Origin of the sequence: Gordonia jinghuaiqii (assembly GCF_014041935.1) — a bacterium.
In the GTDB taxonomy this organism is placed as follows: Bacteria; Actinomycetota; Actinomycetes; order Mycobacteriales; family Mycobacteriaceae; genus Gordonia; species Gordonia jinghuaiqii.
Window position 1 is genome coordinate 2,760,410 of record NZ_CP059491.1, and the last position, 23,468, is coordinate 2,783,877.

Consider the following 23,468-nt stretch of genomic DNA (forward strand, 5'->3'; position numbering starts at 1 on the left):
ACTTTTGACTGCGAGTCCAGTGTGACTCACATCACCGGTGCGTAGCCCGAGTGGTGACTCGCAGTCAGGAGTGACATGAGTGCCGATGTGGAGATGCCCGTGGGCGTCGAAGCCTCCATCCGAACCACCGAGACCGACCTCGACGAGGTGGGCGCCAAGCTCGCCGATTGGCTCGCCCAGCGACTGCACACCTCGCAGCGTCCGGTCGTCAGCAATGTCCGCAAGCCAGAGCACTCGGGCATGTCGAGTATCTCGGTACTCTTCGACGTCGTCTGGTCCGAAGGCGGGGAGGACAAGACAGCGGGACTGGTCGCACGGCTGGCTCCCGAGGCATCGGCGTTCCCGGTGTTCCCCGGCTACGACCTCGACCTCCAGCGCGCGGTCATGGACCTGGTGGGTGCCCAGACCGATCTGCCCACGCCCCGCGTCCGCTGGGTGGAGAACTCTCCCGACGTCCTGGGCACACCATTCCTGGTCATGGACCGCGTCGACGGCGTGGTCCCGGTCGACAATCCGCCGTATGTTTTCGGCGGATGGTTTTACGACCTGGACGCCGAGCGTCAGCGGGAGGTCCAAGACGCCGCCGTCGGCGTTCTCGCGCAGGTTCACGCGGTGACGGATCCGGTGCGCACCGTCAGCGCCCTCGCCGGTGCCGGCGAGCACAGCCTGCGACGCCACTTCGAGAACGAACGGTCCTACTACGAATGGACCCGGCGACACGATGGCATGCGAATCCCCGTGCTGGAGAACACCTTCACCTGGCTCGAGGACCACTGGCCGGCGGAGCCCTCCGCAGATGTCCTGTGCTGGGGCGATGCCCGCCTCGGCAACATCATGTTCCGCGACACGACGCCGACTGCCATCCTCGACTGGGAATCAGCCGTCGCCGCACCACGCGAACTCGATCTCGGCTGGTTCATCTTCTTCCACAAGCAGTTCCAGGACATCGCGGAGTTCTTCGACATGCCCGGGCTGCCACACCTGTTCCGCCGCTCCGACGTCGTCGAGACCTATGAGCGCATCACCGGTGTCAAGGTCCGCGACCTCGACTTCTACCTCACCTACGCCGCCCTGCGACACGGAATCGTGATGTCGCAGATCGAACGTCGCCGCATCCATTTCGGCGAAGTCGAGGCGCACGACGACCCAGATGACTACGTCATGCACTCAGCGATGCTCAAGCGACTCGTCGACGGCACCTACGAATGGGAGACCGCATGAGAAAACCCCACAGACTCGACGAGTATCCGGTCCATCAGGGTCCCCTCTCGATGGGGCGGACGATGACCACCGACCGGAACTTCTACGACCGCAACTACTTCAACGCACAGAACCGCGACGGCGGCACCTTCCTGGTCACCGGCTTCGGGGTATACCCCAATCTCGGCGTGGTCGACGCCTTCGCCACCGTGCGCAAGAACGATCGCCAACTGGCCGTACGATTCTCCGACGCCCTGGACGAGCGCAGCACCGACAGCGTCGTCGGCGGGTACCGCATCGAGGTCATCGAACCGCTCTCCAAGGTCCGGGTGATCTGCGAGCACGATGACATGTCGTTCGACATCACGTGGGACGGCAGCTTCGACGCGGTGCTCGAAGAACTCCACATCAACATGGGCGGGCCACGACCCATCCTCGAGGCCACCCGGTTCGCCCAGGTGGGGACCTGGGCGGGCACCCTGTCGGTGTTCGGTGAGGACATGACCGTCGACCCGTCGATCTGGCTCGGCTCACGAGACCGGTCGTGGGGCATCCGGCCCAGCGGCGACGCCGATCCGGCCGGCCGCACGGCCGACGAACCCCGCGAGGGACATTGGTGGACCTACGTCCCCCTCCGCTTCGACGACTTCATGGTCATCATCATCGCGCAGGAGGATCCGGACGGTTATCGCACGCTGAACACCGCGTCGCGCGTCTTCCCGGACGGGCGCGTCGAGCAGCTGGGCTGGCCGCGTTTCGAGATCGACTACAAGTCCGGGACGCGCATGCCCGTCCATTGCCGCGTTCACCTCACGACGCCGAAGGGCGAGCCACTCGTCATCGACGTCGAACCCAAGACGCACATCAACCTCAACCGTGGATGTGGCTATGTGGGAGACCCGGATTGGGGTCACGGAATGTGGAAGGGGCGCAACTGGTCGTCGTCGGAGGAGTACGACCTGCAGTCGCAGGACTACCTGACGATGCTGCCGTACGGCACCCTCGATCACGTCGCGCGGGCGACGTGCAACGGGCAGGAGGGGTGGGGACTGTTCGAGCACGCCGCACTCGGGCGTTACGACCCGTCGGGATTCGTGGGGTGGGTCGACATGGCGCCGTGAGTACCGCGCTGTGGGGTAGGGGACAGGTATCTCTGTGAGGAGGTAGGGGGTTGGCGGGGTGTGAGGTTGACCGCTGCGCGCAGCACACCCGCTCTGCGCCAATCTCTTGTCTGGCCGCAACACCAAAAGCAACTGCGGGACAGTTTATTTCGAATTCCGACCAGCGGCGGCCGTCGCACGGATACAGTCGCCAGCGAGTCATCAAAACCCGGCATTTCGTCCAACGCCCCCTGTCTGGGGGAGACGTTTGTGCCGTTTCATGATCGAAGGGGATCACATGAATTCACCAAGTGCACTCAAGCGTGTGCTTCGGACCGCAACGGTGATCGGCTGTTCCGGAGTGCTTGCACTCGGGGCGCTGACCGCCTGTGCCGATGACAGTTCGGAGAGCTCCGACGCCGGTGCCACCAGCGCGCTCCCCAGCAATGCGGCGACCGGTGACCCGATCAAGCTGGGTCTGATCGTCCCCGAGGGCGGCGCGGTGACGACGCCGATGGTGCGCGAGGGCAGCGAGGCCGCCGTCGAATACCTCAACAACAACGGTGGCGGCATCGGCGGTCACAAGATCGACCTTGTCGTCTGCAAGCAGCAGGAAGAACCCGCCTCGGCCACCAAGTGCGCCAATCAGATGGTGGAGCAAAAGGTTTCGGCCGTGGTGTCGCCGCTGGGCGCACAAGGGGCGGTCATGCTGCCGATCATCGCCGGCGCCAAGATCCCGTTCGTCGCGCAGGCGCCGGTGTCACAGGCCGAGATGGCCACTCCCGGATCGTTCATGCTGTCCGGCGGCATCGTCGCCGTTCTCGCCGGGCAGGCCGCGACCGCCGCCAAGGACGGACTCAAGAAGGTCTCGCTCATCATCGGCGACTCCGGCGACGCAGCCGCATCGGTGAAGGCCCTCGGCGAACCGATGTTCCAGCGTGCGGGCGTGGCACTCAACGTCGTCACCATCCCGGTGGGCGCCGCCGACCTGACCCCGCAGATCACCGCGGGCCTGGCCGACAACCCGGATGCCGTCAGCATCCTCGGCGACACCCGTCAGTGCATCTCGGTCCTCAAGACCCTGCAGACCGTGGCACCCGACGCCACGAAGTACCTGATCGCCAGCTGCCTCGACAAGCCCGTCCTCGATGCCGTCGGCAACGAAGGCGTCTCCGGCGCCAAGGCTTTCACCACGGTCAACCTCAGCTCCGACGACCCGAGCGTCACCCAGTACCGCAGCGTGATGGCTCAGTACGCACCCGACACCGATCCGGCCGGACTGGCCTACATCGGCTACCAGGTCATCGCCGCGCTCGGTGAGCTGAACGGTCTCGAAGGTCCCGTCGACGCCCAGACGTTCACCACGGCACTGTCGCAGGCCAAGGACGTCCCGCTGCCTGCCGCACCGGGTATCACCTTCACCTGCAACGGTCAGGCGTTCCCGCCGCTGACCTCGCTGTGCAGCAAGGCGATCCTGGTCAGCGATGTGACCTCGGATGCCAAGCTCGAGAACACCGTCGTCACCAACAAGTAGTTCCGGACCGATCGGGGGCCGCGTCCGCGCGGCCCCCGATCCCGCACTTCCATGAGTGGGAGTTCCATGACCGACCATCTCGCTTTCCTGGTTCTCGGCCTCGGCAACGGAGCCGTGTTCGCCGCCCTCGGCCTCGCCCTGGTGATGACCTTCAAGAGCTCCGGTGTCGTCAACTTCGCCACCGGCGCGGTCGCACTGTATGCCGCCTACACCTACGCATTCCTGCGTGACGGGGAACTCCTCAACCCGATACCCGGCTTCCCGACGACGATCTCGCTCGGCGGCGACGTCGGAGTCGTTGCCGCACTGATCATCTCCGTCGTCGTAGCGGCAATCCTCGGTGTCATCCTCTACCTGCTCGTGTTCCGTCCGATGCGCGCCGCGCCGGCCCTGGCCAAAGCGGTGGCCGCCATCGGCCTCATGCTCGTCATCCAGGCCCTCATCGGACTGCGGGTCGGGCAGGACACCCCGAGCGTCGGCCCCATCTTCAAGGTCGACACGTTCAGGATCGGTTCGAGTGCCGTCCCGACCGATCGCCTCCTGCTCGCCGCCGTGATCGTCGGACTCGCCATCTGCGCCGGACTCGTGTTGCGCTACACCCGATTCGGTATCGCGACCGAAGCCGCGGCCGAATCAGAGAAGGGCGCACTCGTCACCGGCCTCTCCCCGGACCGCATCGCCGTCACCAACTGGGCGGTGTCCTCGGCCACCGCCGGACTCGGTGGCGTGCTAATCGCTCCCATCGTGCCGCTCAACCCGGTCGCCTACACGATGTTCATCGTCCCGGCGTTGGCCGCCGCGCTGGTCGGCAACTTCACCGCCATCTCCGTCACCGTCGGCGCCGGACTCGTGATCGGCATGCTGCAGTCCGAAGCCACCAAACTTCAGACCACCTGGGACTGGATGCCCGACGCCGGTGTCGCCGAGGCTGTTCCGCTCATCCTCATCGTGGGTTTCCTCCTCATCCGGGGTCGTCCGCTTCCCGGCCGCGGCGCGGTGATCCGCAACGACCTCGGACGTTCACCACGACCCACCCGACTACTGGTCCCCGGAATCGTCGGCGTCGTCGTCGCCGTCCTCGCACTCCTGACCACCTCGGGCAGCATGCAACTGGCGGTGATCGCCACGATGATCTACGCGATCGTCGCGCTGTCCCAGGTCGTCGTCACCGGCTACGCCGGGCAGGTTTCGCTCGCGCAGCTCACACTCGCCGGTGTCGGGGCATATGCGCTCAGCAGGCTGACCGAGGACCTGAACGTGCCGTTCCCGATCGCACCCCTGCTCGCCGCGTGTGCGGCGATGGTCATCGGCGTCATCGTCGGCCTGCCGGCGCTGCGGGTACGCGGCCTTCCCCTGATGGTGGCGACGCTGGCACTGGCCGTCTTCTGCGAGGCGTTCTGGTTCCGCAACCCCTCGCTCAACGGCGGCCTCCAGGGCGCGCCGGTGGAGTCACCGTCGATGTTCGGCATCGATCTGGGCATCGGTGCGGGAGAAGGTTATCCGCGTCTGGCCTTCGGCATTCTGTGTCTCGTCGTACTGACCGTGGTCGCCTACGCGGTTGCGGTACTTCGACGCAGCAGTCTCGGTGCGTCGATGCTCGCGGTCCGCGCCAACGAACGGTCAGCGGCCGCAGCCGGAATCAATGTCGGCGCAACCAAACTGATCGCCTTCGCCATCGCGTCGTTCCTGGCCGGTCTCGGCGGCGCGCTGCTCGCCTATCAGCAGACGCTGGCCACCGCGGGCACCTACGCCGTGTTCGCCGGGATCGGTCTCTTCGCCGTCATCTACGTCGCCGGCGTCACGTCCATCTCGGGCGCGCTCCTGGCCGGCGTCATCGCGCCCGGCGGCATCATGTACTTCGCCGCCGACAAGTACGTCTCCTTCGGTGACTACTACATGCTGGTCAGCGGAATCCTGCTGGTGCTCACCGTGGTCACGAGCCCCGACGGGATCGCCGGCTATCTCCACAAGATCCCGATGCCCGCGTGGTTCCGGACGCCCACGCCAGCGCCGGCGGACACCGCCGAACCACCCGCACCGCGCGAATCCACCTCCACACCGCGTGACGGCGCACTGCTGTCGGTGCGCGATGTCACCGTGCGCTACGGCCCGGTGACTGCCGTCGACGATGTCAGCTTCGACGTGGGTGCAGGACAGATCGTCGGGCTCATCGGGCCCAACGGTGCGGGCAAGACCACGCTCATCGACGCCATCAGCGGATTCGCCACCTGCGACGGATCGGTTGTCCTCGGCGGCACCACCCTCGACGGCCTGCCGCCGCACCGCCGCAGCCGGGCCGGGTTGGGACGTACCTTCCAGGACATCGAGCTCTACGGCGAACTCTCGGTGGCCGAGAATCTGGCGATCGCCGCACGTCGAGCACCGGGTGACACCGCAGGCAACGTCCGGGACGTCCTGCGCATGCTCGAGATCGGACACCTGAGTGAGGTTGCCGCAGCCGATCTCTCGCAGGGACAACGCCAGCTCGTCGCGGTGGCCCGGGTACTCGCCGGACAGCCCGACGTCGCGCTGCTCGACGAACCCGCGGCCGGACTCGACAGCACCGAGAGCCGGTGGCTGGGGGAGAGGCTCCGCGCCGCCCGCGCCCACGGGGTGTCGATGCTGCTCGTCGACCACGACATGGACCTCGTGCTCAGCCTGTGCGACCGGGTCATCGTGCTCGACCTCGGCGCCGTGATCGCCGACGGCACACCCGACGAGATCAGGCGCTCGGCGGCCGTCGTCAGCGCATATCTCGGCACCCCGTCGTCGGCTGCTGCCGACCCCGGCCGAACCGGCCAGGGAACAACGGCCGACAGCGGTGGCGCCGAACCGGATTCACCGATCAGGGAGATGACGACGTGAGCGTCCTCGAGTGCCGGAACCTCGACGCCGGATACGCCCGCGGCAAGCCGTGTGTCCACGGTCTCGATCTCACCATCGCCGCGGGTGAGGTGGTTGCCCTGCTGGGCCCCAACGGTGCGGGCAAGACGACACTGCTGACCACCCTGGCCGGCTTGTTGCCCCGGCTCTCCGGGGACGTGATCGTCGACGGCCACCCGATCCGGGCGGGCGATGCGCGCGCGGCGGTGCGTGCCGGGCTCGTACTCGTGCCCGACGATCGGGCCCTGTTCCGGCGACTGAGCACGACCAACAACCTCCGGCTGGCGTCGCGCCTGCGCGGCAAGCCCCGAGACGAGGCGCTCGATCGTGTCCTCACCCTCTTTCCGGCACTCACGGCGCGCCTGGGTGTCGCGGCGGGCGAGTTGTCCGGGGGCGAGCAGCAGATGCTCGCCATCGCCCGCGCCCTGCTCCAACAGCCGAAGGTTCTGCTCATCGACGAGCTGAGCATGGGTCTGGCCCCCATCGTCGTCGAATCGATCCTGCCCGTCCTGCGCGACGTGGCCGACACCGATCGCACTGCCGTCGTGCTCGTCGAACAACATGTGCGCCTGGCGCTCGAGGTCGCCGACCGCGCACTCGTCCTCGTTCACGGCGAGCTGGCCCTGGAGGATTCGGCTGCGGCACTGGGCGCGGACATAGGGCGCATCGAGGAGGCCTACCTCGGGACGGCACGCGCGTAGACGGCGGCGCGAGGAATGCCCTGCATCGACTCCGCTGCCCGCCGACCGATGGACCTCACCTCGACCGGCAGACGTCGATCGACGTCTGCCGGTCGAGGTGAGGTCTACCAGAGGCGCGGGACTCAGGGACCATCAGTGCTGGGACGGTAGATCGCATCGGTGATGTGCGTGGCGATGTCGGCGTGCGTGAGAAACCGCGCCGGCGAGAGCAACTCGGCGCACACCGCACTCACCATGAACTCCACGGCGGCTTCGGGGCTGGGCGCCAGATAGCCCGCGACTGGTGACTCCTTGATGAAGGCGAGCGCACGATCGGTCACGATGTCGATCAGCGTCGGGTGCCCCTCCCGGCGGATGAGCCACGGCGTGAGCGACGCGGCGTCGTACCGAAGCGCGGCCTGGACGAGGTCGTTGCGGGCATTGTAGTCGAGTACCTCGCGCACGAGCATGTAGATCGTGTCGCGCGGATCGTCGGCAAAGCGTAAGCGAGACAACATCACCCGCTCGAGTTCGTCGAGTTCCGACGTCAGCACCGCCGAGATGAGCTGATCGCGGGACGCGTATCGCCGGTAGATGGTGGCTCGGCTGATGCCGGCCTCCTTGGCGACCGCGGCGAGGGTCAGCGCACCGACACCGACCCGACGCGCTACGGCCCGCGCCGCACCCGTGAGGTCCTCTCCGCTCGACATCCCGCCATCCTAGAACACCACCATGCGACACCCTTGCATGATTTGTCTCACCTGTGAGACTCTGCTGACATGTCTGTGTCAGGCGAAACCGGGACCACCTCCCGCGAGACCGGCGGTGAGTCCCCGTGGGACTCCCAGCATCAAGAGTTCGACTATGTCGTCGACGACATCGACGGGCAGATACCGGCCTCCCTGCGCGGTGTCCTGTACCGGATCGGACCCGGCCGCTTCGAGATCGGCGGGCATCCGATGAGCCACATCTTCGACGGCGACGGCATGGTCTCGCGCATCGAGATCTCCCCCGACCGGATTCACTACCGAAACCGGTATGTCCGCACTCGTAGCTTTCGGCGCGCCAACGAGACCCAGTTGCCGCCCAAGGGATTCAACACGCAGCGCGTCGGCGGACCACTGGCCAACGTACTCAGATTCCCCGAGAACCTCTCCAACACCAGCGTTCTGGTGCACGACGACGTGCTCTACACGTTGTGGGAGGGTGGACGTCCGCACCGCCTCGACGCCGAATCCCTCGAGACCTACGGCAGCGAGTCGTTCGGCGGCGCACTCAAGCGGATCGGCGCCTTCTCTGCCCATCCCAAGACCGACCCGCGCACCGGCGAGGTCTTCAACTTCGGGCTGGACTTCTTTCCGCGCCCGATGATCCGCTGCTACCGGCTCGACGCCGCGCGTCGGCTCACCACCGTCGGCAACGTCCCGATCCCGAAGCTCGGGTTCGTGCACGACTTCGCCCTCACCGAACGCCACCTGGTGTTCGTCCTGGGACCGCTCGTGGTCAGCCGGCCCATCCCGGTGGCACTCGGGATGCGCCCGTTCGGAGAGGCGCTGTCCTACAAGCCCGAGCTGGGAACCACGATCGTGCTGGTACCCCGCGACGGCGGCAAGCCCACGCGCATCGACTACGACGCGCTGTTCCACTTCCACGTCGCCAACGCCTATGAGGCCGGACCCGAGACCGTCGTCGACATCGTCGCCCACGACCCGGCCGGCGGCTGGGCGCGGTGGAACAACTACCTGTGCAACTTCCGCGACAAAGCCGGACCGGCCTTCGGTGGCACGCTGACACGGCTTCGAATCAACCGGAACACCGAAACCGTTGCGCGCGAACAGCTCAACGAGCTCGGATGCGAGTTCCCACAGGTGGATCCGCGCGTGGTCACCACGACACATCGATACACCTATCTGTCGGAGGCCTCGCAGCGCGGCGGCGACCCGGACTCGATCACCACCGTCGACACGACGACCGGTACACAGGACCGCTACACGACGCCCGGCAACACCATCTGCGAGCCGCTCTTCGCCGCCGACCCCGAGAACCCCGGCGAGGGGCGCGGCTGGCTACTCAGTCTCGAACACCATCCCGACGACAAACGTTCACGACTGATCATCCTCGATGCCCAGCGCCCCAGCGACGGTCCGGTCGCGACAGCCACGCTCAGCCACCACGTACCGATGACGTTTCATGGTGCGTACCAGCCGATGGGCGATTGAGCGGCTTGGCTGGCTTCGACACGGCCCCTCGCTGCGCTCGTCGCCTGCTCAACCAGCAGGAAAGGACACCGTTCAACCAGCGGGAGGGGCATCGCCAACCAGCGGTTGTTTCCGCTGGCCGAGTAGGTCCGAGGCGCAAGCCGAGGACCGTATCGAGGTCAAGCCGTGCTACCCCTCCAGATACCTTGCGCGGGCTGCATTCATCGCGTCGATCCGCCTACGGATCAGCTGCTCGGAAGCGGCGCGGTCGGACTCGGACAGCTCGCTGTCTGCCAGCCCCGCGAGGCGGCCCTCCTCCGCGACGATCTCGTCGCGCAGCAGGTCGGCCGACATCTCCCGGGTGAGCAGGTCCTGGTCCACCCAGTCGGCGGCCGGGATCTGCTCGACCAGTTCGTGGTCACGACGTTCGGTCATGATGCGCGTTCGAACCGGAACAGTTTGCGGGCGTTGAGTTCGACCATCTTGTGTACGTCCTCGTCGGGCACGTTGATCATCTGCTCGGCGACCACCTTGCGACTGTTGGGCCAGTTGGAGTCGCTGTGCGGGTAGTCGCACTCCCAGGTGATGTTGTCGATGCCCACGGAGTACCGGTTGTCGATGCCGTGCTGATCTTCGATGAAGCACCCGAACATGTGCTTGCGGAACAGATCTGACGGCCGGACCGTCTGGTTGATGTTCTGGTAGTAGCGGTGCTTCTCCCAGGTGGCGTCGATCCGTTCGAGCAGATACGGCACCCAGCCGATACCGCCCTCACTCAACGCGAACTTGATGTCGGGATGCCGATGGAACACCGGCGAGAAGAGCAGGTCGGCGGTGGCGTACATGGAATTGCAGCCGAACAGCGCGATCATCACCGCCATGGGCGCCTCTGGTGCGGTGATCGGCGGCTTGCCCGACGTCCCGAAGTGGATCGACAGCACCTGCTCATTCGCTTCGCACGCCGAGAAGAAGCGGTCCCAGTGATCGGTGTGGAAGGACGGAAGGCCCAGCGGGACCGGGTTTTCCACGAAGGCGATCGCCCGCGCCCCGCGGCCCACCGTGCGCTCGATCTCGGCGATGCACAGGTCGACGTCCCACAGCGGCATGATCGTCATCGGGATGTAGCGGTCGGGTGCGGTGGGACACCACTCGTCGAGCACGTAGTCGTTCCACGCCTGAACACACAGCAGCGCGAGGTCTTTGTCCTCACCCTGGAGGAAGACGGTGCCGGCGAACTTGGGGAACGACGGAAAGCACAACGCCCCGTGGACACCGTCGATGTCCATGTCCTCGATCCGGGCCTTCGGGTCGTAACAGCCGGGGAGCATGTCGTCGTAGCGGACCGGCTCGGCGCCGTACTCCTCGGGCTTCTTTCCGGCGACTGCGTTGAGACCGATGTAGGGGTACATGCGGTCTTCCCACTGCCACACCTGCGCCGGGGGTCTGCCCTCGTTCATGACGCGCTCGATGATGCGCGGTCCGGCGTCGAGGTACTTCGACGGCAGCCTGTCCTGCCAGAGCTTCGGATGCTCGATCAGGTGGTCGTCGGTGGAGATCAACTGCATGTGGTCCTGCAACGGCACGATGGATGCCACTCCTCAGGTCAGGTGGACGTCGGGTGCACGCACGACAGTGCTCACTGTGCGTGTCCCGCTTGCGCTTCGGCGTCGCGGGTGAGGCCCGCGGCGAGGATCAGTTCTTCGTGCAGTTCGAACCACACGGTGTGGTACGAGTCGGCGATCGGTTTGGCCAGCCACGTGGTGTCGCCCGCGGAGACCCTGGCCAGCGCATCGTCGAGCTTGGTCCGGTAGCGAGCGAGACGCGGGACCTGAGCGGCCGCCGCGTCGACCACGGTCGACACCTGCCGGTGGATCACGGGCAGGCGTGCCAGGACCGCGGAATCGTACTCGGCGTCGTCATGGGGGTTGGGTTGCCCGTCACGAAGTTGCCAGTCGGTGATGAGAGCCTTGAAGTCGCCGTTGATCTCTCGGAACGACGAGTACGCGGCGGCGAAGGCCTCCGCGTCGACGCCGGCCCGTTCGACGGCGAGCAGCTCGGCGAGCCGCCCACGACCGGTGTCGCTGATGCGGACGAGCGGCCCCTTGGCGATGACGTGCTCCCCGGCGATAAGCGCATCCAGCGTGGCCTGCAGATCATCGGCGGCCAGCCCGGTGGTCGACCCGAGCTGTTCGACCGTCGCCCGGCCTTTGAGCCGAACTGCCTGCAGCACATCGATTTCCGACATCCTCTGCACTCTCTCCGAATCGTTTCAGCGCTTGACGATCGTCAGATCTGACGAGTCGATGACCCAGGTCGAGGGGGTGACACCCTCATCGCGCAGCTGGTACTTCAGGACCTTGCCGGTCGCGTTCTTCGGCAGCTCACGCCGGAACTCAATGTAACGCGGCACCGCGAAGTAGGGCAGCTTGTCCAGCGACCAGGCGCACAATTGCTCCTCGGTCAGTGCGGAACCCTCGACCAGGATCGCCGTGACCTTGATGTCGTCCTCGGTGAACTCCGACGGCACCGCATGCACCGCGACCTCGGTCACGTCGGGATGGCTCCGGAACGTGCGCTCGAGTTCGAAACTGGAGATGTTCTCGCCGCGACGCCTCAGGTAGTCCTTCTTGCGGTCGACGAACCACAACCACCCGTCGTCGTCGAACCGGCCCACGTCTCCGGTGTGGAACCACAGGTTGCGGGTCACCGCGAGTGTGGCCTCCGGCCGACGCCAATAGCCCTCGAACATGATGTGCGGCCGACGCGGCCGCAGGATGATCTCGCCGGGCTGACCGTCGGGCAGCTCGTTGTCCTCGTCGTCGACGATGCGGACATCGAAGTCGTTGTTGCGCCGCCCCGCGCAGCCGAGCGGCGGCGCCATCGATGTGGGCGTGCTCGTGATGTAGGTGGCCTCGGTCAGGCCGAACACCGCACTGCCCGCCGACTGCACCCCGAACCGGCTCTGCCAGATCTCGATGAGCTCGGGAGTCCACGGTGCGCCACCGACCTGCACGATCTGTCCGTGACACCGCACCATCTCGGGGGTGTCGGGCATCGAGGCGATGAGCGAGATCATCACACCGAGGATCGAGACGCGTCGTGCGCCGGTGCGTTCCACCTCCGGCCAGAAGTTGGACACCGAGAATCGCGGCGCGATGGCCAGCGTCGACTGGTTGACCGCGGTCGCCAGCACCGACGTCGCGGCAGCGTTGAGGTGGAACAGCGGCAGGGGCGTCCAGAGTGTGTGGCTGCGATCGCGTTTGGCCGCGCTCGTCGCCGCGAGGTTGGCCGCGTAGTTGTGGCTGATCATGCAGCCCTTCGACGGCCCGGTGGTACCCGAGGTGTAGATCAGCATGGACAGATCGCGGTAGTCCGCCGGTATCGGCTTCCCGACGGGTGCGGCGTCACCGGCGGCGTCGACGTCAGCGAGGGGCAGGGCCGTCACGCGCGTCAGACCGTCGGGGGCGGTGCCGCCGCGGTAGGCGAGGTGGGTCAGTTCCGGGAGGCCGGCCTCGATGTCGACGAATCGTCCGGCGTAGTCGCCTTCGACGATGGCGACCGCAGCGCCGGAGTCTGACGCCTGGTGGCGCAGAAAGTCGGCCTTGAGGGCGGTGTTGACCGGCACCCACACCGCACCGAGAGCGTTGGCGGCGAACCACGACACGACCGCATCGGAGTTGTTGTCCAGCAGGCACAGCACGGTGTCCCCGGGGCCGACGCCGAGCGCGCGAAGCCCACTCGCTCGTCGTAGCGCCAGGTCCCAGATCTCGCGATAGGTCAGCTGCACGCCGGAGAAGTCCAGGAACACCGAGTCGCCGGACTCGTCGACCGCTCGCTCGATGATGTTCACGACAGTGTCTGTCCGGGCGGCGGTTCCCCAGACGGGTGGCTCTGCCGCGACAGGTGCGGCTGCCGCGGCCCGGGGAGTGCCCGGGGGCTCGGTCACGGCGGTCATGCGGTGGTTCCCTGGACGCCTGCGGACGAGGTGTCGCCGGGGGAACTCATTCCGGCCAGCGATTCGCGCGCCGCGGCCAGCTTCGCCGACAGCGGTGTGTCATCGGCCGATGAGGGGTGCACCGCGTCGATGATCGTCTCCAGTTCGATCAGTTCCGGACTGTCGGAGATCTTCCAGGCGGTCAGTTCCAGCGCACCGGCGCGGATCTCGCCGGTGTGTCCGTCCACCGTGACGACCTGTCCGGCATACGATTCCACAGTTCCCGCGCCACAGCCGACCACCGCGGGCCGCCCGATCTCGCGGCTGACGACGGCCGCGTGCGACGTCGCTCCGCCTAGTTCGGTGATGATCGCGACCGCGGCAAGCATGCCGTGGATGTCGTCGGGACTCGTGGTGGCGCGCGCCAGGACCACATCCTGATCGTCGGCAGCCTCGATGACCTCATCGGGGTGGGTGATGACCACACCACTGGCAACACCGGGACAGGCGGGCAACCCCGTCGCCAGAAGTGGCGCAGCCAAACGGGTCTCGGGCTGCAGGGCAGGCTTGAGCAACGTCTCGATGTGTCCGGGTTCGACGCGGCGGATGACCTCGGCGTCATCGATGACACCCTCGGCGCGAAGCGCGAGGGCGAACCGGACCGCCGCTGCGGCAGAACGTTTCGCATTTCTGGTCTGCAGAATCCACAGCTTGCCCGCCTCGACCGTGAACTCGATGTCCTGCACGTCCGTACCGAGACCTTCGAGTGTCGTGGCGCTGTCGAGAAGTTGCCGGTGGACGTCGGGGAGAAGGTCGCCGAGGGTGTCGATGGGGTCGCAGCTGTGAGTGCCCGCGACGACGTCCTCTCCCTGGCTGCACGCCAGCCATTCGCCGAAGGGTTCCGGCGCACCCGTTATCGGATTCCGACTGAACAGGACACCGCTGCCGGAATGGTCGTCGAGATTGCCGAACACCATGGCCTGCACCACCACTGCGGTTCCGGCGGCGTCGTCGAGGTCGTGGTGACGCCGGTAGGTCTTGGCACGGCTGGTGTTCCACGATTCGAAGACGGCTTCGATGGCACCGTGAAGTTGATCTGCGGGAGCGGCGGGAACGTCTCCGCCACCGTCGAGAACGATCTTGGCGTACATGTGGCGGAAGCGCTCGTGCGTGTCGGCGGCAAACGCCTCACCACATTCGGCGGCCAGCGCGGCGTGGACGGCCTCGTCGAGGCCCAGATCGAGGATGGTGTCCATCATTCCGGGCATCGACTGGGCGGCGCCGCTGCGAACGCTCACCAGAAGCGGATGGGGACCCTGCGCGAACGTACGGCCGGTCTCGGACTCGAGCCACTGGACCGCGTCGAGCACCTGTGGCCAGATACAGTCCATCGCCGCTTGCGGATCCTGCTGCCACTCACGGCACGCGGCGGTGGTGATCACAAAGGCCGGCGGTACGGGCAGACCGTGCCGACGCATGGCGTCGAGGCCGTAACCTTTGTTCCCGACGAGCGTTCGATCGAGTTGCACCGACCCGTCGAGCCGGATCACCTGGACCAACCCGCTGCCGTGGCGGTCTCGCGTCGCGGTAGCTATCGTCCTCGCCTCCTCAGTACTTGTCCCACGTTGTCTCAGACCGTGATCGACGTCAGTCGGTGACGTCCCACTCCAAGGGGAGCGCGGTCAGTCCCGACACCGACCCGACATGGTCGGTGATGATCGCGTCACCGGGCACCCGATAGTCGGGGATTCGCTTGTGCCACTCCTCGATCACGATCTCGAGTTCGAGGCGCGCCAGATGTGAGCCGAGGCAGCGATGCCTGCCCGCACCGAAGGCGATGTGCCGGTTGGGGCTTCGGCCGAAGACAACCTGGTCGGCATCCTCGAACTCGGTGCGGTCCCGGTTGGCGGCGGCCGTCGAGAGGATGACGCGGTCGCCGGCCTTGACCGGGCAGCCGCCCAACTCGGTGTCGGCGGTCACGACCCGGCTGGTGTTGACCACCGAGCGCACCCGCAGCATCTCCTCGGTGACCTCGCGCGGGTTCACTGTGCCATCGACGATGAGCGCACGCTGCTCGGGATGCGCGGCGAGATAGCGGAAGGTGTACCCCAACGCGTTGGCGACGGTGTCGAGTCCGGCCATCCAGAGCTGGAAGGTCATGGACAGCGCCTCCTCGTCGGTCATCGTCCGGCCGCTCTTGAGGGGTTCGGAGACGATGATCGTGATGAGGTCGTCGCGTGGCTCGGCGCGACGGGAGGCGATGATGCCGGCGAGGTACCCCATCACCTTGCGCCGCACTCCGAGGCGGATGGCGAAGTCGGGGTCGTCTTCGGGTTTGGTGTGCATCAGCGAGTCGATCCACGCCAGCAGCATGGGTGCGTCGTCGATCGGCATGCCCATGATGTCGAGGAAGATCCGGGTCGGCAGGTCCTTGGCGAACTCCGAGACGAACTCGATCTGCCCCTTGGCCGCCAGCGCGTCGATCAGGCCGCACGCGAGGTCCCGGATACTGTCGGCGCGATCGGCGATGGCCTTCGGCCCGAAGTGTGACGAGATCAGCGACCGGTACTCGGTGTGCATCGGCGGGTCGATCTCGACCGGGATCCACCGAGTCTTCTTCTCGTAGGCCTCGTCGGGTTCGAACGCTTCGAGCGAATCGCTCGAAAACGTCTCCCAATCCTGGAAGGCTGTGAGGACCTCGTCGTAGCCGAGCGCGTACCAGACCGGCCGGGGTGCGGCGGTGCGGTTCACCTGCATCGGACACCGGTCGCGGAGTTCGTCCCAGCGACCGAACTGGTCGGCGCGGATCGTCTCGTCGGTGCGGTGGTCGAAGGTGGTCTCGTGGTCGTCGGTGGTGGGCGCGATCTGGGACATCGGTGGTTGCCTCGCAGTCTCGTGGCACGGTGTTCGCTGCACCAAAGCTACCACTGGCATCGCTAACTTAGTTACCCTTCTGGGAACTCGTTCGCGGTCGCGCGGACGAATCGACGCCGCCCGTTCAGTGCACCGAGGAGCCCACGACGTGAGACTGCGACTCGACCGAGATCTCTGCGTCGGTCACGCCCAGTGCTATGCCACCGACCCTGGCCTCTTCCCGATCGACGACGAGGGTTTCAGCCTCGTCGACGACCAGGAGGTTCCGGACAGCAGGCTCGTCGCGGCGCGTGCAGGCGTCAACGCCTGCCCGGAACGTGCTCTGCGTCTCGAGGGCGACGCGTGAGCACCGACTCCGAATCCGTCGATCCTGTGCCCGGCGATCCTGTGTCCCGCGATCGTGTGCCCCGCAGCCCCATGTCCACCGACGACTGGCGCGCGCGCCTCACCGCGCTCATCGAGGACTACCGCTCCCGGCCTACCGACGTGTCGAAGGACCGTTATCAGCGGGCCCGCGACTGGCAGGCCGAGCTCGACGACCATGGGCTTGCGGCTCCGGCGTGGCCGCGTGCGGTCGGCGGCCTCGACCTGGCACTCGAGGACCTGCTCGACTATTACCGGATCACCTCCGCGGCCAAGGTGCCGTCGCACCCGTGCCCGCTGTCGATGATCCTGGCGCCGACACTCATCGCGCACGGCACCGCAGCACAGAAGGATCGGTTCCTGACGCCGCTGCTACGTGCGGATGAACTGTGGTGCCAGGGCTTTTCGGAGCCGGCGGCCGGCAGTGACCTGGCATCGCTGACGACCCGGGCCGTACGGGACGGGAACGACTACGTGGTCACCGGCCAGAAGATCTGGACGACTCAGGCCGATCGCGCGGACTGGATCTTCGCCCTTGTCCGCACCACACCGCTGGAGCCGGGGGCCAAGCGGTCCACCGCGGGCATCAGCTATCTCCTCATCCCGATGAACAGCGCGGGGATCACCGTCCGCCCACTCCGCGACATCAGTGGCGCCGCACATTTCGCGGAGGTCTTCTTCGACGAGGTGCGCGTGCCGGTGTCCAACCGGGTCGGGCCGGAGGGAGAGGGCTGGTCGATCATGCGGACCTCCCTGGGCCACGAACGCGCCACCGCGTTTCTCGCCGACGAGTTCCGCTATCGCCACACCGTCGACCGCGTCGTGGCCCTGATCGTCCAGCGGGGGCTCGCCGACGATCCGATGATCCGTCAGCAGGTCGCGGGCCTGGAGATCGGCGTGCAGTCGGTGGCGCAGAACGGGGCGCGAGCGCTCGCGGCGGTGCTACGCGGTCAGGACCCGGGGGCCGTCGCCTCGGTGAACCGGCTGGTGAAGTCCGAGTTCGAGCAGTGCCTGCACGCACTGGCGCTCCGCGCGACCGGGGCTGCCGGCGTTCTCGATTCGCGTGCCGAGGGCGCCTTCGACGGCGGCCGCTGGACCTATGGGTACCTGATGAGTCGCGCCACCACGATCGGCGCGGGAACAGCGGAGATCCAGCGCAACACGATCGCCGAGAAGGTCCTCGGGCTCCCGTCGTCGCGCGGCGAGGGCGCCGACGAATCCGCCGCCGATCATCGTCGCGCTGCCGCGGCGGCGGGTGAGCCGATGACGGTCGCCGACGACGATGAGCGCGAGTTGCGGGCCGTGCTCGCCGGCGTCCTCAAGTCGGCGGTGGATCCCGCCGAGCTGCTCGACCGGGCACGCGCCGTCGACGCCACCGATCGCGAATTGTGGTCGGATCTGGTGGGTTTCGGACTCCCGGCGCTACACCTCCCGACCGCGGCCGGAGGCGGTGGCGCCGACCTGCGGCTGCTGTGTGCGGCGGTCGAGGAGTGTGCGAAGGTGCTCGCGCCGGTGCCCCTGCTTCCGGCGGTGATCGCTACGACGGCACTGCACGCCGCCCGCGCTTCGGAACCAGTGCGCGAGATGACATCTGGAAGCATCATCGTGTGCACGACGCCACCCTGGCATGAGATGTCGCCACACCCCGATGCATCGGTTCCGCACTGGGACGGGATGACCCTGCGTGGCGAGCAGCCCCTGGTGTCCGGCGCCCCCGTCGCCGACGGATTCCTGGTCCTCGCGCGACACGACGGCGGTCCGGTCCTGGTGTTCGCCGACCGCCGCCCCGAGTCCGTGTCCGTCCGGGCGCAGCAGGCGCTCGACCGTAGTTCGACGATCGGGACCGTCGTGTTCGACGGCACCCCGGCCACGGTGGTGGCCGACGGCGCCCAGACGATCCGGGTCGCCGCCCGAACCCGCCCGATCGCCCTACTCGCACTCGGAGCCGATTCGGTCGGTGTCGCGGCACGCGCGCTGCATCTCGCCGTCGAGTGGGCGCGGCAGCGCGAGCAGTTCGGGCGAGCGATCGGTTCCTTCCAGGCGGTGTCGCACCGGCTCGCCGACGCAGCGGTCGCCGTGGAGGGTGCGCGCAACCAGATATTGGGCGTCGCAGCAACGATCAGCGACTCCGCGGGTACCGACGCCATCCCCGCTCACCACGATCCCGACCTCGACTGTGCGGTCGACCTCGCGGTCGCGTCGGCGATCGACTGTGCGGTCACGTCCACCGAGAGTTGTGTCCAGGTGCTGGGCGGCATCGGATTCACCTGGGAGCACCCGGCCCACCTGCTGCTGCGCCGCGCTCGATCGAACGCGGTCCTCGCCGGTGGTGCCGACGCGCTGCGCGATCGGGCGGCACGACACCTTCTGTCGACGAAACGCTGACCACAGCCCCAGGCGACGAAGTACACTTGGTGAACCTTGTGTGGCTGAGCCGATGTGATGAGAGGGTCGCTTGTGCGCGTATTGATTACCGGGGTCAGTGGCCTGGTCGGCCGGACCACCGCCGCCCGTTTGGTCGGAGCCGGCCACGACGTGGTGGGGCTCAGCCGAAGCGCGCCACTGGAGCTGCCTCGTCAGGTCACGCACGTCCGCGGTGACATCGGCGACGACGCAGTGCTGTCAGAGGCACTCGACGGTGTCGATGCCGTCATCCACTGCGCCTTCATGCTCGATGCCCGTGAGGGCCTCGAGCAGATGGAGCGAACCAATGTCGGCGGCACCCGCAAACTCATCGCGGCGGCCGAGAAGGCAGGCGTCCGGCGGGCGATCTTCCTCTCATCGGTCACCGTCTACGGCCCGCGCCTCGGTCCGCACGAGCCCGCGCGGACCGAGGCGAGCGGTGCCACACCGCATCCCGACCAGCCCTATGCGGTTCACAAGGCCGAGTGTGAGCGACTCTTCGAACAGTCGTCGCTGTCATCGGTACTCGTGCGGGCGGCGATCATCCTCGGCCGCGGCACCGACAACCGGCTCCAGGAGAACCTCGCGGGCGGCCACCACATCGGCGCCAAGGGACCCGAATATCCCTGGCAGGTCATCCATCACGACGATGTCGCGGCATTCCTCGCCGAGGCGATCACCTCCGAGCGGGAGGGGGTGGTCAACCTCGCCGCCGACGGGCCGGTCAGTCAGCGCCGCATCGCCGAGATGCTCGACCGCACACTGCTCGAGCTCCCCCGGGGAGCGATGATCAATGCGGCGAAGATCGCCGGTGGCATGCTGCACATCACCGCCGGCGAGGTGGCCGCGGCGCTCCGGATGCCCATGGGCGACCTCACCGAGCTGCACGAGAAGTGGGGATTCACCGCCGTCTGGGACGGGCCCGAGACGGTCCTCGACACCCGACTCGCGGTGGTGGGACGCACCACCCGAAAGGGTCGCGTCGCCGCCGCCAGCGGACGCATCCCGTACCTCCACCAGATCGTCGCAGCCGATGCACCCGCCGCTGACGGTGCGCCCCTTGACTATTCGGGTCCCGCGGATCTTCGCGGCGAGTTCGACACCCCGATCGATCGCCGGTTCCCGGTGTACTCCCAGACCAATCTCGCCGAGGCGTTGCCCGGACCGTCGACCGCACTCACCCTCGACGTACAGGGCCGAGCGCTGCGCGGAACCACCTCCGCTGTCGCGGAATTGCTCGGCCTCCCCGGAGCTTTGCGGACCGAGGCATCGGCACGGCTGCAGGCCGTCCACGCCCACCGCATGTACATCAACGCCTCGGCGACCTATCACGTGTCGCTCGTGATGCCCGGAACCAACCCCGAGGAGCTCGCCGCCCAGTTCACCGGCACCCACGCCGACGAACTCCCGGGTGGACAGTCGGCCATCGAGGGAACCTACCGTTCACCCACCCAGTCGGCTGTGACGAAGGCCAAGACCGCTGCGGCAGTGGGTGTGCGCGTGGTGTCCCTGGTCCGTTCGGCCGAACGCGACGTCGCCGAGGTCCGTTCGCAGACCGCACGTCTGGAGGCATTCCTCGACGAGCTCGACACGATGTCGGATGCAAAGCTGCGGCAGGTGCTCCTGCTCGGCGGAGATCTGCTCGCATACGCCTGGACGGTGCAGGGCGTCGTCAACTTGGTCAGCGGCGCCGCGTTGACGATCGCCTCGAAGAAGTCCGACGACAACCTGGACCTCGGCGACGACCTGGAAAGCGGTGCCACGCTGCGTGGTGTCCGGGAACTGGCCCGGGCTGCGGCGGCCGATGCCGATATCGTCGCGATCCTCGGCGACCGTTCACCGGGCCTGCCCGAACGTGTCGAACAGCGGGCTCCCGACTTCTGGCGCAAGGTACAGATCGCCCTGGACCGGTTCGGGCATCGCGGACCGGCCGAATCCGAGTTCGCCGCCAGGTCGTTCTCCGATGACGTTCACAGCTTCCTGGTCACCGTCGGTCGTGCCGCGTCCGGCGTCGACGCCGCACCTGCGCACAGTGCGACGGCCCGCGAGCTGTCGATGCCCCAGAAGATCGCGGCCAAACTGCTGACCCAGCGCGAACAGAACCGGGATCGCTGCGTCCGGCTCACCTGGATCATGCGCAGGCTCGTCCGGGAACAGGGTCGCCGGCTCGTCGGACAGGGCCGTATCGACGCACCCGACGATCTGTTCCACCTGACGCTCGGCGTCCTGGTCGATCCGCCTGAAGGTGTACGGGAGATCATCGCGACACGAAAGGCGGAGCGCGAGAGGCTCGCTCAGCTGCACATGCCGCCGATCTTCGCCGAGAAGTGGGAGGCTGCCGAGGTCCTCAAGCCACTCGAGGCGGGCGAGAAGCTCGACGGCATCGGGATCTGTGGCGGCAAGGTCGTCGGGCGGGCCCGGCTCGTCGAACCCGACACCATCGACGACGTCGAACCGGGGGAGATCATGATCGCCCACGTGACCGACATCGGATACACCGCACTGTTCGGTCACGTCGCTGCGGTGGTCACCGACATCGGCGGGGTGATGTCGCATGCGGCGGTCGTCGCGCGCGAGTTCGGCGTCGCATGTGTCGTCGACACGCAGGTCGCTGCCACCCGGATCCCGCACGGTGCACTCGTGGAGGTCGACGGCACGGCCGGAACCATCACCGTCCTGGAGGTCGGGCCCGCCGATCAGACTCTCGTGTCCCATCCGGGATGACCGTGACCACCACCCACACGACGACGATCCGCGCAGTCGTCTTCGACTGGTCCGGGGTGCTCACCGAGTCACCGCTGTCGGGGCTCCGGCGCTACAGCGGTGAGCTCGGACTCCCGGAGACGACGCTCGACCGGTTCGTGCGCGGCGACGTGGAGTTCGCGAAGGTCGAGCGTGGCGAACTGTCGGTCCGCGACTTCCTCAAGGGCGTCTGCCTCCGGGTCCGCGACGAGCACGGCGCAGAGATCGACATCCGTCAACTGGGTGCCGCGATGGCCGACAGCCGTACCCTGCGGCAGCCCATGCTCGACCTCGTCGCCGAACTCAGTGGGCACTACACGCTGGCAGTCCTCACCAACAACGTGGCGGAGAATCGGGACCACCTCGCCTCGACGCTGCCGGTCGACAGCTTCGCGTTCATCCTCAACTCCGCCGATGTCGGCGTGCGCAAACCTGATCCGGAGATCTACCGGGAACTGTTGCGACGCTTGTCCTGCGAGGGTCCCGAAGTCGTCTACATCGACGACTTCGAGGAGAACCTGCCGCCCGCAGCCGATCTCGGAATGGCGACGGTTGCGTTCACGAGCACCGCGGAGCTACGGCAACGGCTCACCGAGCTGGGCGTCGTACCACCGGCACCGTCACCGCGGGCGGCCGAGTAACGCTACCGCCGCAGACGATTCGGCTGCACTTACCGCCCGGGCCGAGCAGGTCCGAGACCCGCGAGCGAGACCATCGGCACGGACGAACGCTCACTCCATCACGTCGCGCACGCGGGTGGCCTCGTGACCGGCGAGAAGCGCCTTGTTCGAGTTCTCCATGTGGCGCTGCCAGTGCGCCGATGCCGCGGCGCCGTCACCGGAGCGGACGAGATCGACGAGCTTCTGGTAAGACCGGATCAGCTTGTTGTACTGGGGACGGCTCATCGGACCGTCGTGGATGGTGGTGGCGATGTGTCGTTCGGCGATCTCGTTGAGCATCCCGGCGATCATCGCCATCGCGGAGTTGCCCGACAGCTCGATCATCCGGCGATGGAAGTACACCGACGCCTGGGCGAGGGTGCCGTTCTCATACGCCTCCTTGAGGTCGACGTCGATGATCGACTGGAGTTCGTCGAACGCCTCGGTGTTCGCGGTGGCCGCGAGCATCTCCGCCGCCGCCGGCTCGATGACCATGCGGGCTTGCATGACCTCGGCCAGCTTTGTGCCGGAGAGTTCCAGCAACAACCCGGCGGGACGCGCAACGATCTCGGGTCCCGGAATCCTGATACGCGCGCCGGTCCGCGACCCGCGCCGGACCTCGACGAGGCGCTCGGACTCGAGGACCCGAACGGCCTCGCGCAGAGTGGGGCGCGAAACCTGGAAGTGTGTCATCAGGTCGGCTTCGTGGGGGAGGAAGTCACCCTCGGTGAGCTGACCGTCGACGATCATCCGACGGAGGGTGCGGGCGACGAGTTCCGCGGTCTTCGGTGAGCGGATGGCACCTGACGTGGTCGGCACCATCATCGGAGCCAGATTGACGGGCTTGGTCATGGGCACCTTCCTCCTGCGTCGACGGGACGATCCCGGGACGTGAGTG

General features: G+C 67.1%; 18 protein-coding genes. 10 read left to right on the top strand and 8 right to left on the bottom strand.

All coding sequences use genetic code 11. The features are described from left to right. Positions 1 to 75 precede the first annotated feature (75 nt). The 5 genes from H1R19_RS12270 (at position 76) to H1R19_RS12290 (ending at position 7,418) form a co-directional block, all read left to right on the top strand. Positions 76 to 1,221: a phosphotransferase family protein gene (locus H1R19_RS12270; RefSeq protein WP_219849155.1), complete on the top strand. Its 1,146-nt coding sequence runs from the start codon at positions 76 to 78 to the stop codon at positions 1,219 to 1,221. Then, positions 1,218 to 2,321 (top strand): Rv3169 family protein, encoded by a 1,104-nt coding sequence (locus tag H1R19_RS12275; RefSeq protein ID WP_219849156.1) that lies wholly within the window; start codon positions 1,218 to 1,220, stop codon positions 2,319 to 2,321. The genes H1R19_RS12270 and H1R19_RS12275 overlap by 4 nt, the downstream gene beginning before the upstream one ends. A gap of 277 nt (positions 2,322 to 2,598) precedes the next feature. Continuing rightward, positions 2,599 to 3,834 carry an ABC transporter substrate-binding protein gene (locus tag H1R19_RS12280; RefSeq protein ID WP_219849157.1) on the top strand — a complete coding sequence of 412 codons (1,236 nt, stop codon included), beginning with the start codon at positions 2,599 to 2,601 and terminating at the stop codon, positions 3,832 to 3,834. 66 nt (positions 3,835 to 3,900) lie between these two features. Further along, positions 3,901 to 6,699: a branched-chain amino acid ABC transporter permease/ATP-binding protein gene (locus tag H1R19_RS12285; RefSeq protein ID WP_219849158.1), complete on the top strand. Its 2,799-nt coding sequence runs from the start codon at positions 3,901 to 3,903 to the stop codon at positions 6,697 to 6,699. Continuing rightward, the gene (locus H1R19_RS12290; protein ID WP_188330239.1) at positions 6,696 to 7,418 is read left to right on the top strand and encodes an ABC transporter ATP-binding protein; all 723 of its coding nucleotides are present in this window, start codon (positions 6,696 to 6,698) and stop codon (positions 7,416 to 7,418) included. The genes H1R19_RS12285 and H1R19_RS12290 overlap by 4 nt, the downstream gene beginning before the upstream one ends. A gap of 122 nt (positions 7,419 to 7,540) precedes the next feature. Here the strand turns inward: H1R19_RS12290 and H1R19_RS12295 are convergent, their stop codons facing one another. Next, entirely contained in the window at positions 7,541 to 8,107 is a 567-nt protein-coding gene (locus tag H1R19_RS12295) for a TetR/AcrR family transcriptional regulator (RefSeq protein WP_188330240.1), read from the bottom strand. A gap of 69 nt (positions 8,108 to 8,176) precedes the next feature. Between H1R19_RS12295 and H1R19_RS12300 the strand changes: the two genes are divergently transcribed. Then, entirely contained in the window at positions 8,177 to 9,616 is a 1,440-nt protein-coding gene (locus H1R19_RS12300) for a carotenoid oxygenase family protein (RefSeq protein WP_219849159.1), read from the top strand. 168 nt (positions 9,617 to 9,784) lie between these two features. Here H1R19_RS12300 and H1R19_RS12305 read toward each other — a convergent pair whose 3' ends face one another. From H1R19_RS12305 to H1R19_RS12330, 6 genes are all read right to left on the bottom strand, one after another. Continuing rightward, the gene (locus H1R19_RS12305; protein WP_188330242.1) at positions 9,785 to 10,030 is read right to left on the bottom strand and encodes a hypothetical protein; all 246 of its coding nucleotides are present in this window, start codon (positions 10,028 to 10,030) and stop codon (positions 9,785 to 9,787) included. Then, the gene (locus H1R19_RS12310; RefSeq protein WP_188330243.1) at positions 10,027 to 11,178 is read right to left on the bottom strand and encodes an amidohydrolase family protein; all 1,152 of its coding nucleotides are present in this window, start codon (positions 11,176 to 11,178) and stop codon (positions 10,027 to 10,029) included. The genes H1R19_RS12305 and H1R19_RS12310 overlap by 4 nt, the downstream gene beginning before the upstream one ends. 53 nt (positions 11,179 to 11,231) lie before the next feature. Further along, the gene (locus H1R19_RS12315; RefSeq protein WP_219849160.1) at positions 11,232 to 11,840 is read right to left on the bottom strand and encodes a MarR family transcriptional regulator; all 609 of its coding nucleotides are present in this window, start codon (positions 11,838 to 11,840) and stop codon (positions 11,232 to 11,234) included. Positions 11,841 to 11,864: 24 nt separating this feature from the next. After that, the gene (locus H1R19_RS12320; RefSeq protein WP_219849161.1) at positions 11,865 to 13,550 is read right to left on the bottom strand and encodes an AMP-binding protein; all 1,686 of its coding nucleotides are present in this window, start codon (positions 13,548 to 13,550) and stop codon (positions 11,865 to 11,867) included. Continuing rightward, positions 13,547 to 15,079 (bottom strand): pyruvate, phosphate dikinase, encoded by a 1,533-nt coding sequence (locus H1R19_RS12325; RefSeq protein WP_219849162.1) that lies wholly within the window; start codon positions 15,077 to 15,079, stop codon positions 13,547 to 13,549. The genes H1R19_RS12320 and H1R19_RS12325 overlap by 4 nt, the downstream gene beginning before the upstream one ends. A gap of 97 nt (positions 15,080 to 15,176) precedes the next feature. Beyond that, entirely contained in the window at positions 15,177 to 16,403 is a 1,227-nt protein-coding gene (locus H1R19_RS12330) for a cytochrome P450 (RefSeq protein WP_219849163.1), read from the bottom strand. A 148-nt stretch (positions 16,404 to 16,551) separates the two neighbouring features. Between H1R19_RS12330 and H1R19_RS12335 the strand changes: the two genes are divergently transcribed. The 4 genes from H1R19_RS12335 (at position 16,552) to H1R19_RS12350 (ending at position 22,552) form a co-directional block, all read left to right on the top strand. Then, positions 16,552 to 16,749 carry a ferredoxin gene (locus tag H1R19_RS12335; RefSeq protein ID WP_188330248.1) on the top strand — a complete coding sequence of 66 codons (198 nt, stop codon included), beginning with the start codon at positions 16,552 to 16,554 and terminating at the stop codon, positions 16,747 to 16,749. A 71-nt stretch (positions 16,750 to 16,820) separates the two neighbouring features. After that, positions 16,821 to 19,151: an acyl-CoA dehydrogenase family protein gene (locus tag H1R19_RS12340; RefSeq protein WP_219851634.1), complete on the top strand. Its 2,331-nt coding sequence runs from the start codon at positions 16,821 to 16,823 to the stop codon at positions 19,149 to 19,151. Positions 19,152 to 19,223: 72 nt separating this feature from the next. Further along, positions 19,224 to 21,893: an NAD-dependent epimerase/dehydratase family protein gene (locus tag H1R19_RS12345; protein ID WP_219849164.1), complete on the top strand. Its 2,670-nt coding sequence runs from the start codon at positions 19,224 to 19,226 to the stop codon at positions 21,891 to 21,893. Beyond that, positions 21,890 to 22,552 (top strand): HAD family hydrolase, encoded by a 663-nt coding sequence (locus tag H1R19_RS12350; RefSeq protein WP_219849165.1) that lies wholly within the window; start codon positions 21,890 to 21,892, stop codon positions 22,550 to 22,552. Before H1R19_RS12345 ends, H1R19_RS12350 begins: the two co-directional genes overlap by 4 nt. 90 nt (positions 22,553 to 22,642) lie before the next feature. Here the strand turns inward: H1R19_RS12350 and H1R19_RS12355 are convergent, their stop codons facing one another. Beyond that, a complete protein-coding gene (locus H1R19_RS12355) occupies positions 22,643 to 23,422 on the bottom strand; it encodes a FadR/GntR family transcriptional regulator (protein ID WP_188330251.1) in 780 nt (259 codons plus the stop codon). Between the last annotated feature and the right edge of the window lie 46 nt (positions 23,423 to 23,468).

Excerpts from the sequence above, each read along its gene's own strand:
- H1R19_RS12270 (WP_219849155.1), top strand. The coding sequence starts at position 76 with ATGAGTGCCGATGTGGAGATGCCCGTGGGCGTCGAAGCCTCCATCCGA.
- H1R19_RS12275 (WP_219849156.1), top strand. The coding sequence starts at position 1,218 with ATGAGAAAACCCCACAGACTCGACGAGTATCCGGTCCATCAGGGTCCC.
- H1R19_RS12280 (WP_219849157.1), top strand. The coding sequence starts at position 2,599 with ATGAATTCACCAAGTGCACTCAAGCGTGTGCTTCGGACCGCAACGGTG.
- H1R19_RS12285 (WP_219849158.1), top strand. The coding sequence starts at position 3,901 with ATGACCGACCATCTCGCTTTCCTGGTTCTCGGCCTCGGCAACGGAGCC.
- H1R19_RS12295 (WP_188330240.1), bottom strand. The coding sequence starts at position 8,107 with ATGTCGAGCGGAGAGGACCTCACGGGTGCGGCGCGGGCCGTAGCGCGT.
- H1R19_RS12300 (WP_219849159.1), top strand. The coding sequence starts at position 8,177 with ATGTCTGTGTCAGGCGAAACCGGGACCACCTCCCGCGAGACCGGCGGT.
- H1R19_RS12305 (WP_188330242.1), bottom strand. The coding sequence starts at position 10,030 with ATGACCGAACGTCGTGACCACGAACTGGTCGAGCAGATCCCGGCCGCC.
- H1R19_RS12315 (WP_219849160.1), bottom strand. The coding sequence starts at position 11,840 with ATGTCGGAAATCGATGTGCTGCAGGCAGTTCGGCTCAAAGGCCGGGCG.
- H1R19_RS12320 (WP_219849161.1), bottom strand. The coding sequence starts at position 13,550 with ATGACCGCCGTGACCGAGCCCCCGGGCACTCCCCGGGCCGCGGCAGCC.
- H1R19_RS12330 (WP_219849163.1), bottom strand. The coding sequence starts at position 16,403 with ATGTCCCAGATCGCGCCCACCACCGACGACCACGAGACCACCTTCGAC.
- H1R19_RS12340 (WP_219851634.1), top strand. The coding sequence starts at position 16,821 with ATGTCCACCGACGACTGGCGCGCGCGCCTCACCGCGCTCATCGAGGAC.
- H1R19_RS12350 (WP_219849165.1), top strand. The coding sequence starts at position 21,890 with ATGACCGTGACCACCACCCACACGACGACGATCCGCGCAGTCGTCTTC.
- H1R19_RS12355 (WP_188330251.1), bottom strand. The coding sequence starts at position 23,422 with ATGACCAAGCCCGTCAATCTGGCTCCGATGATGGTGCCGACCACGTCA.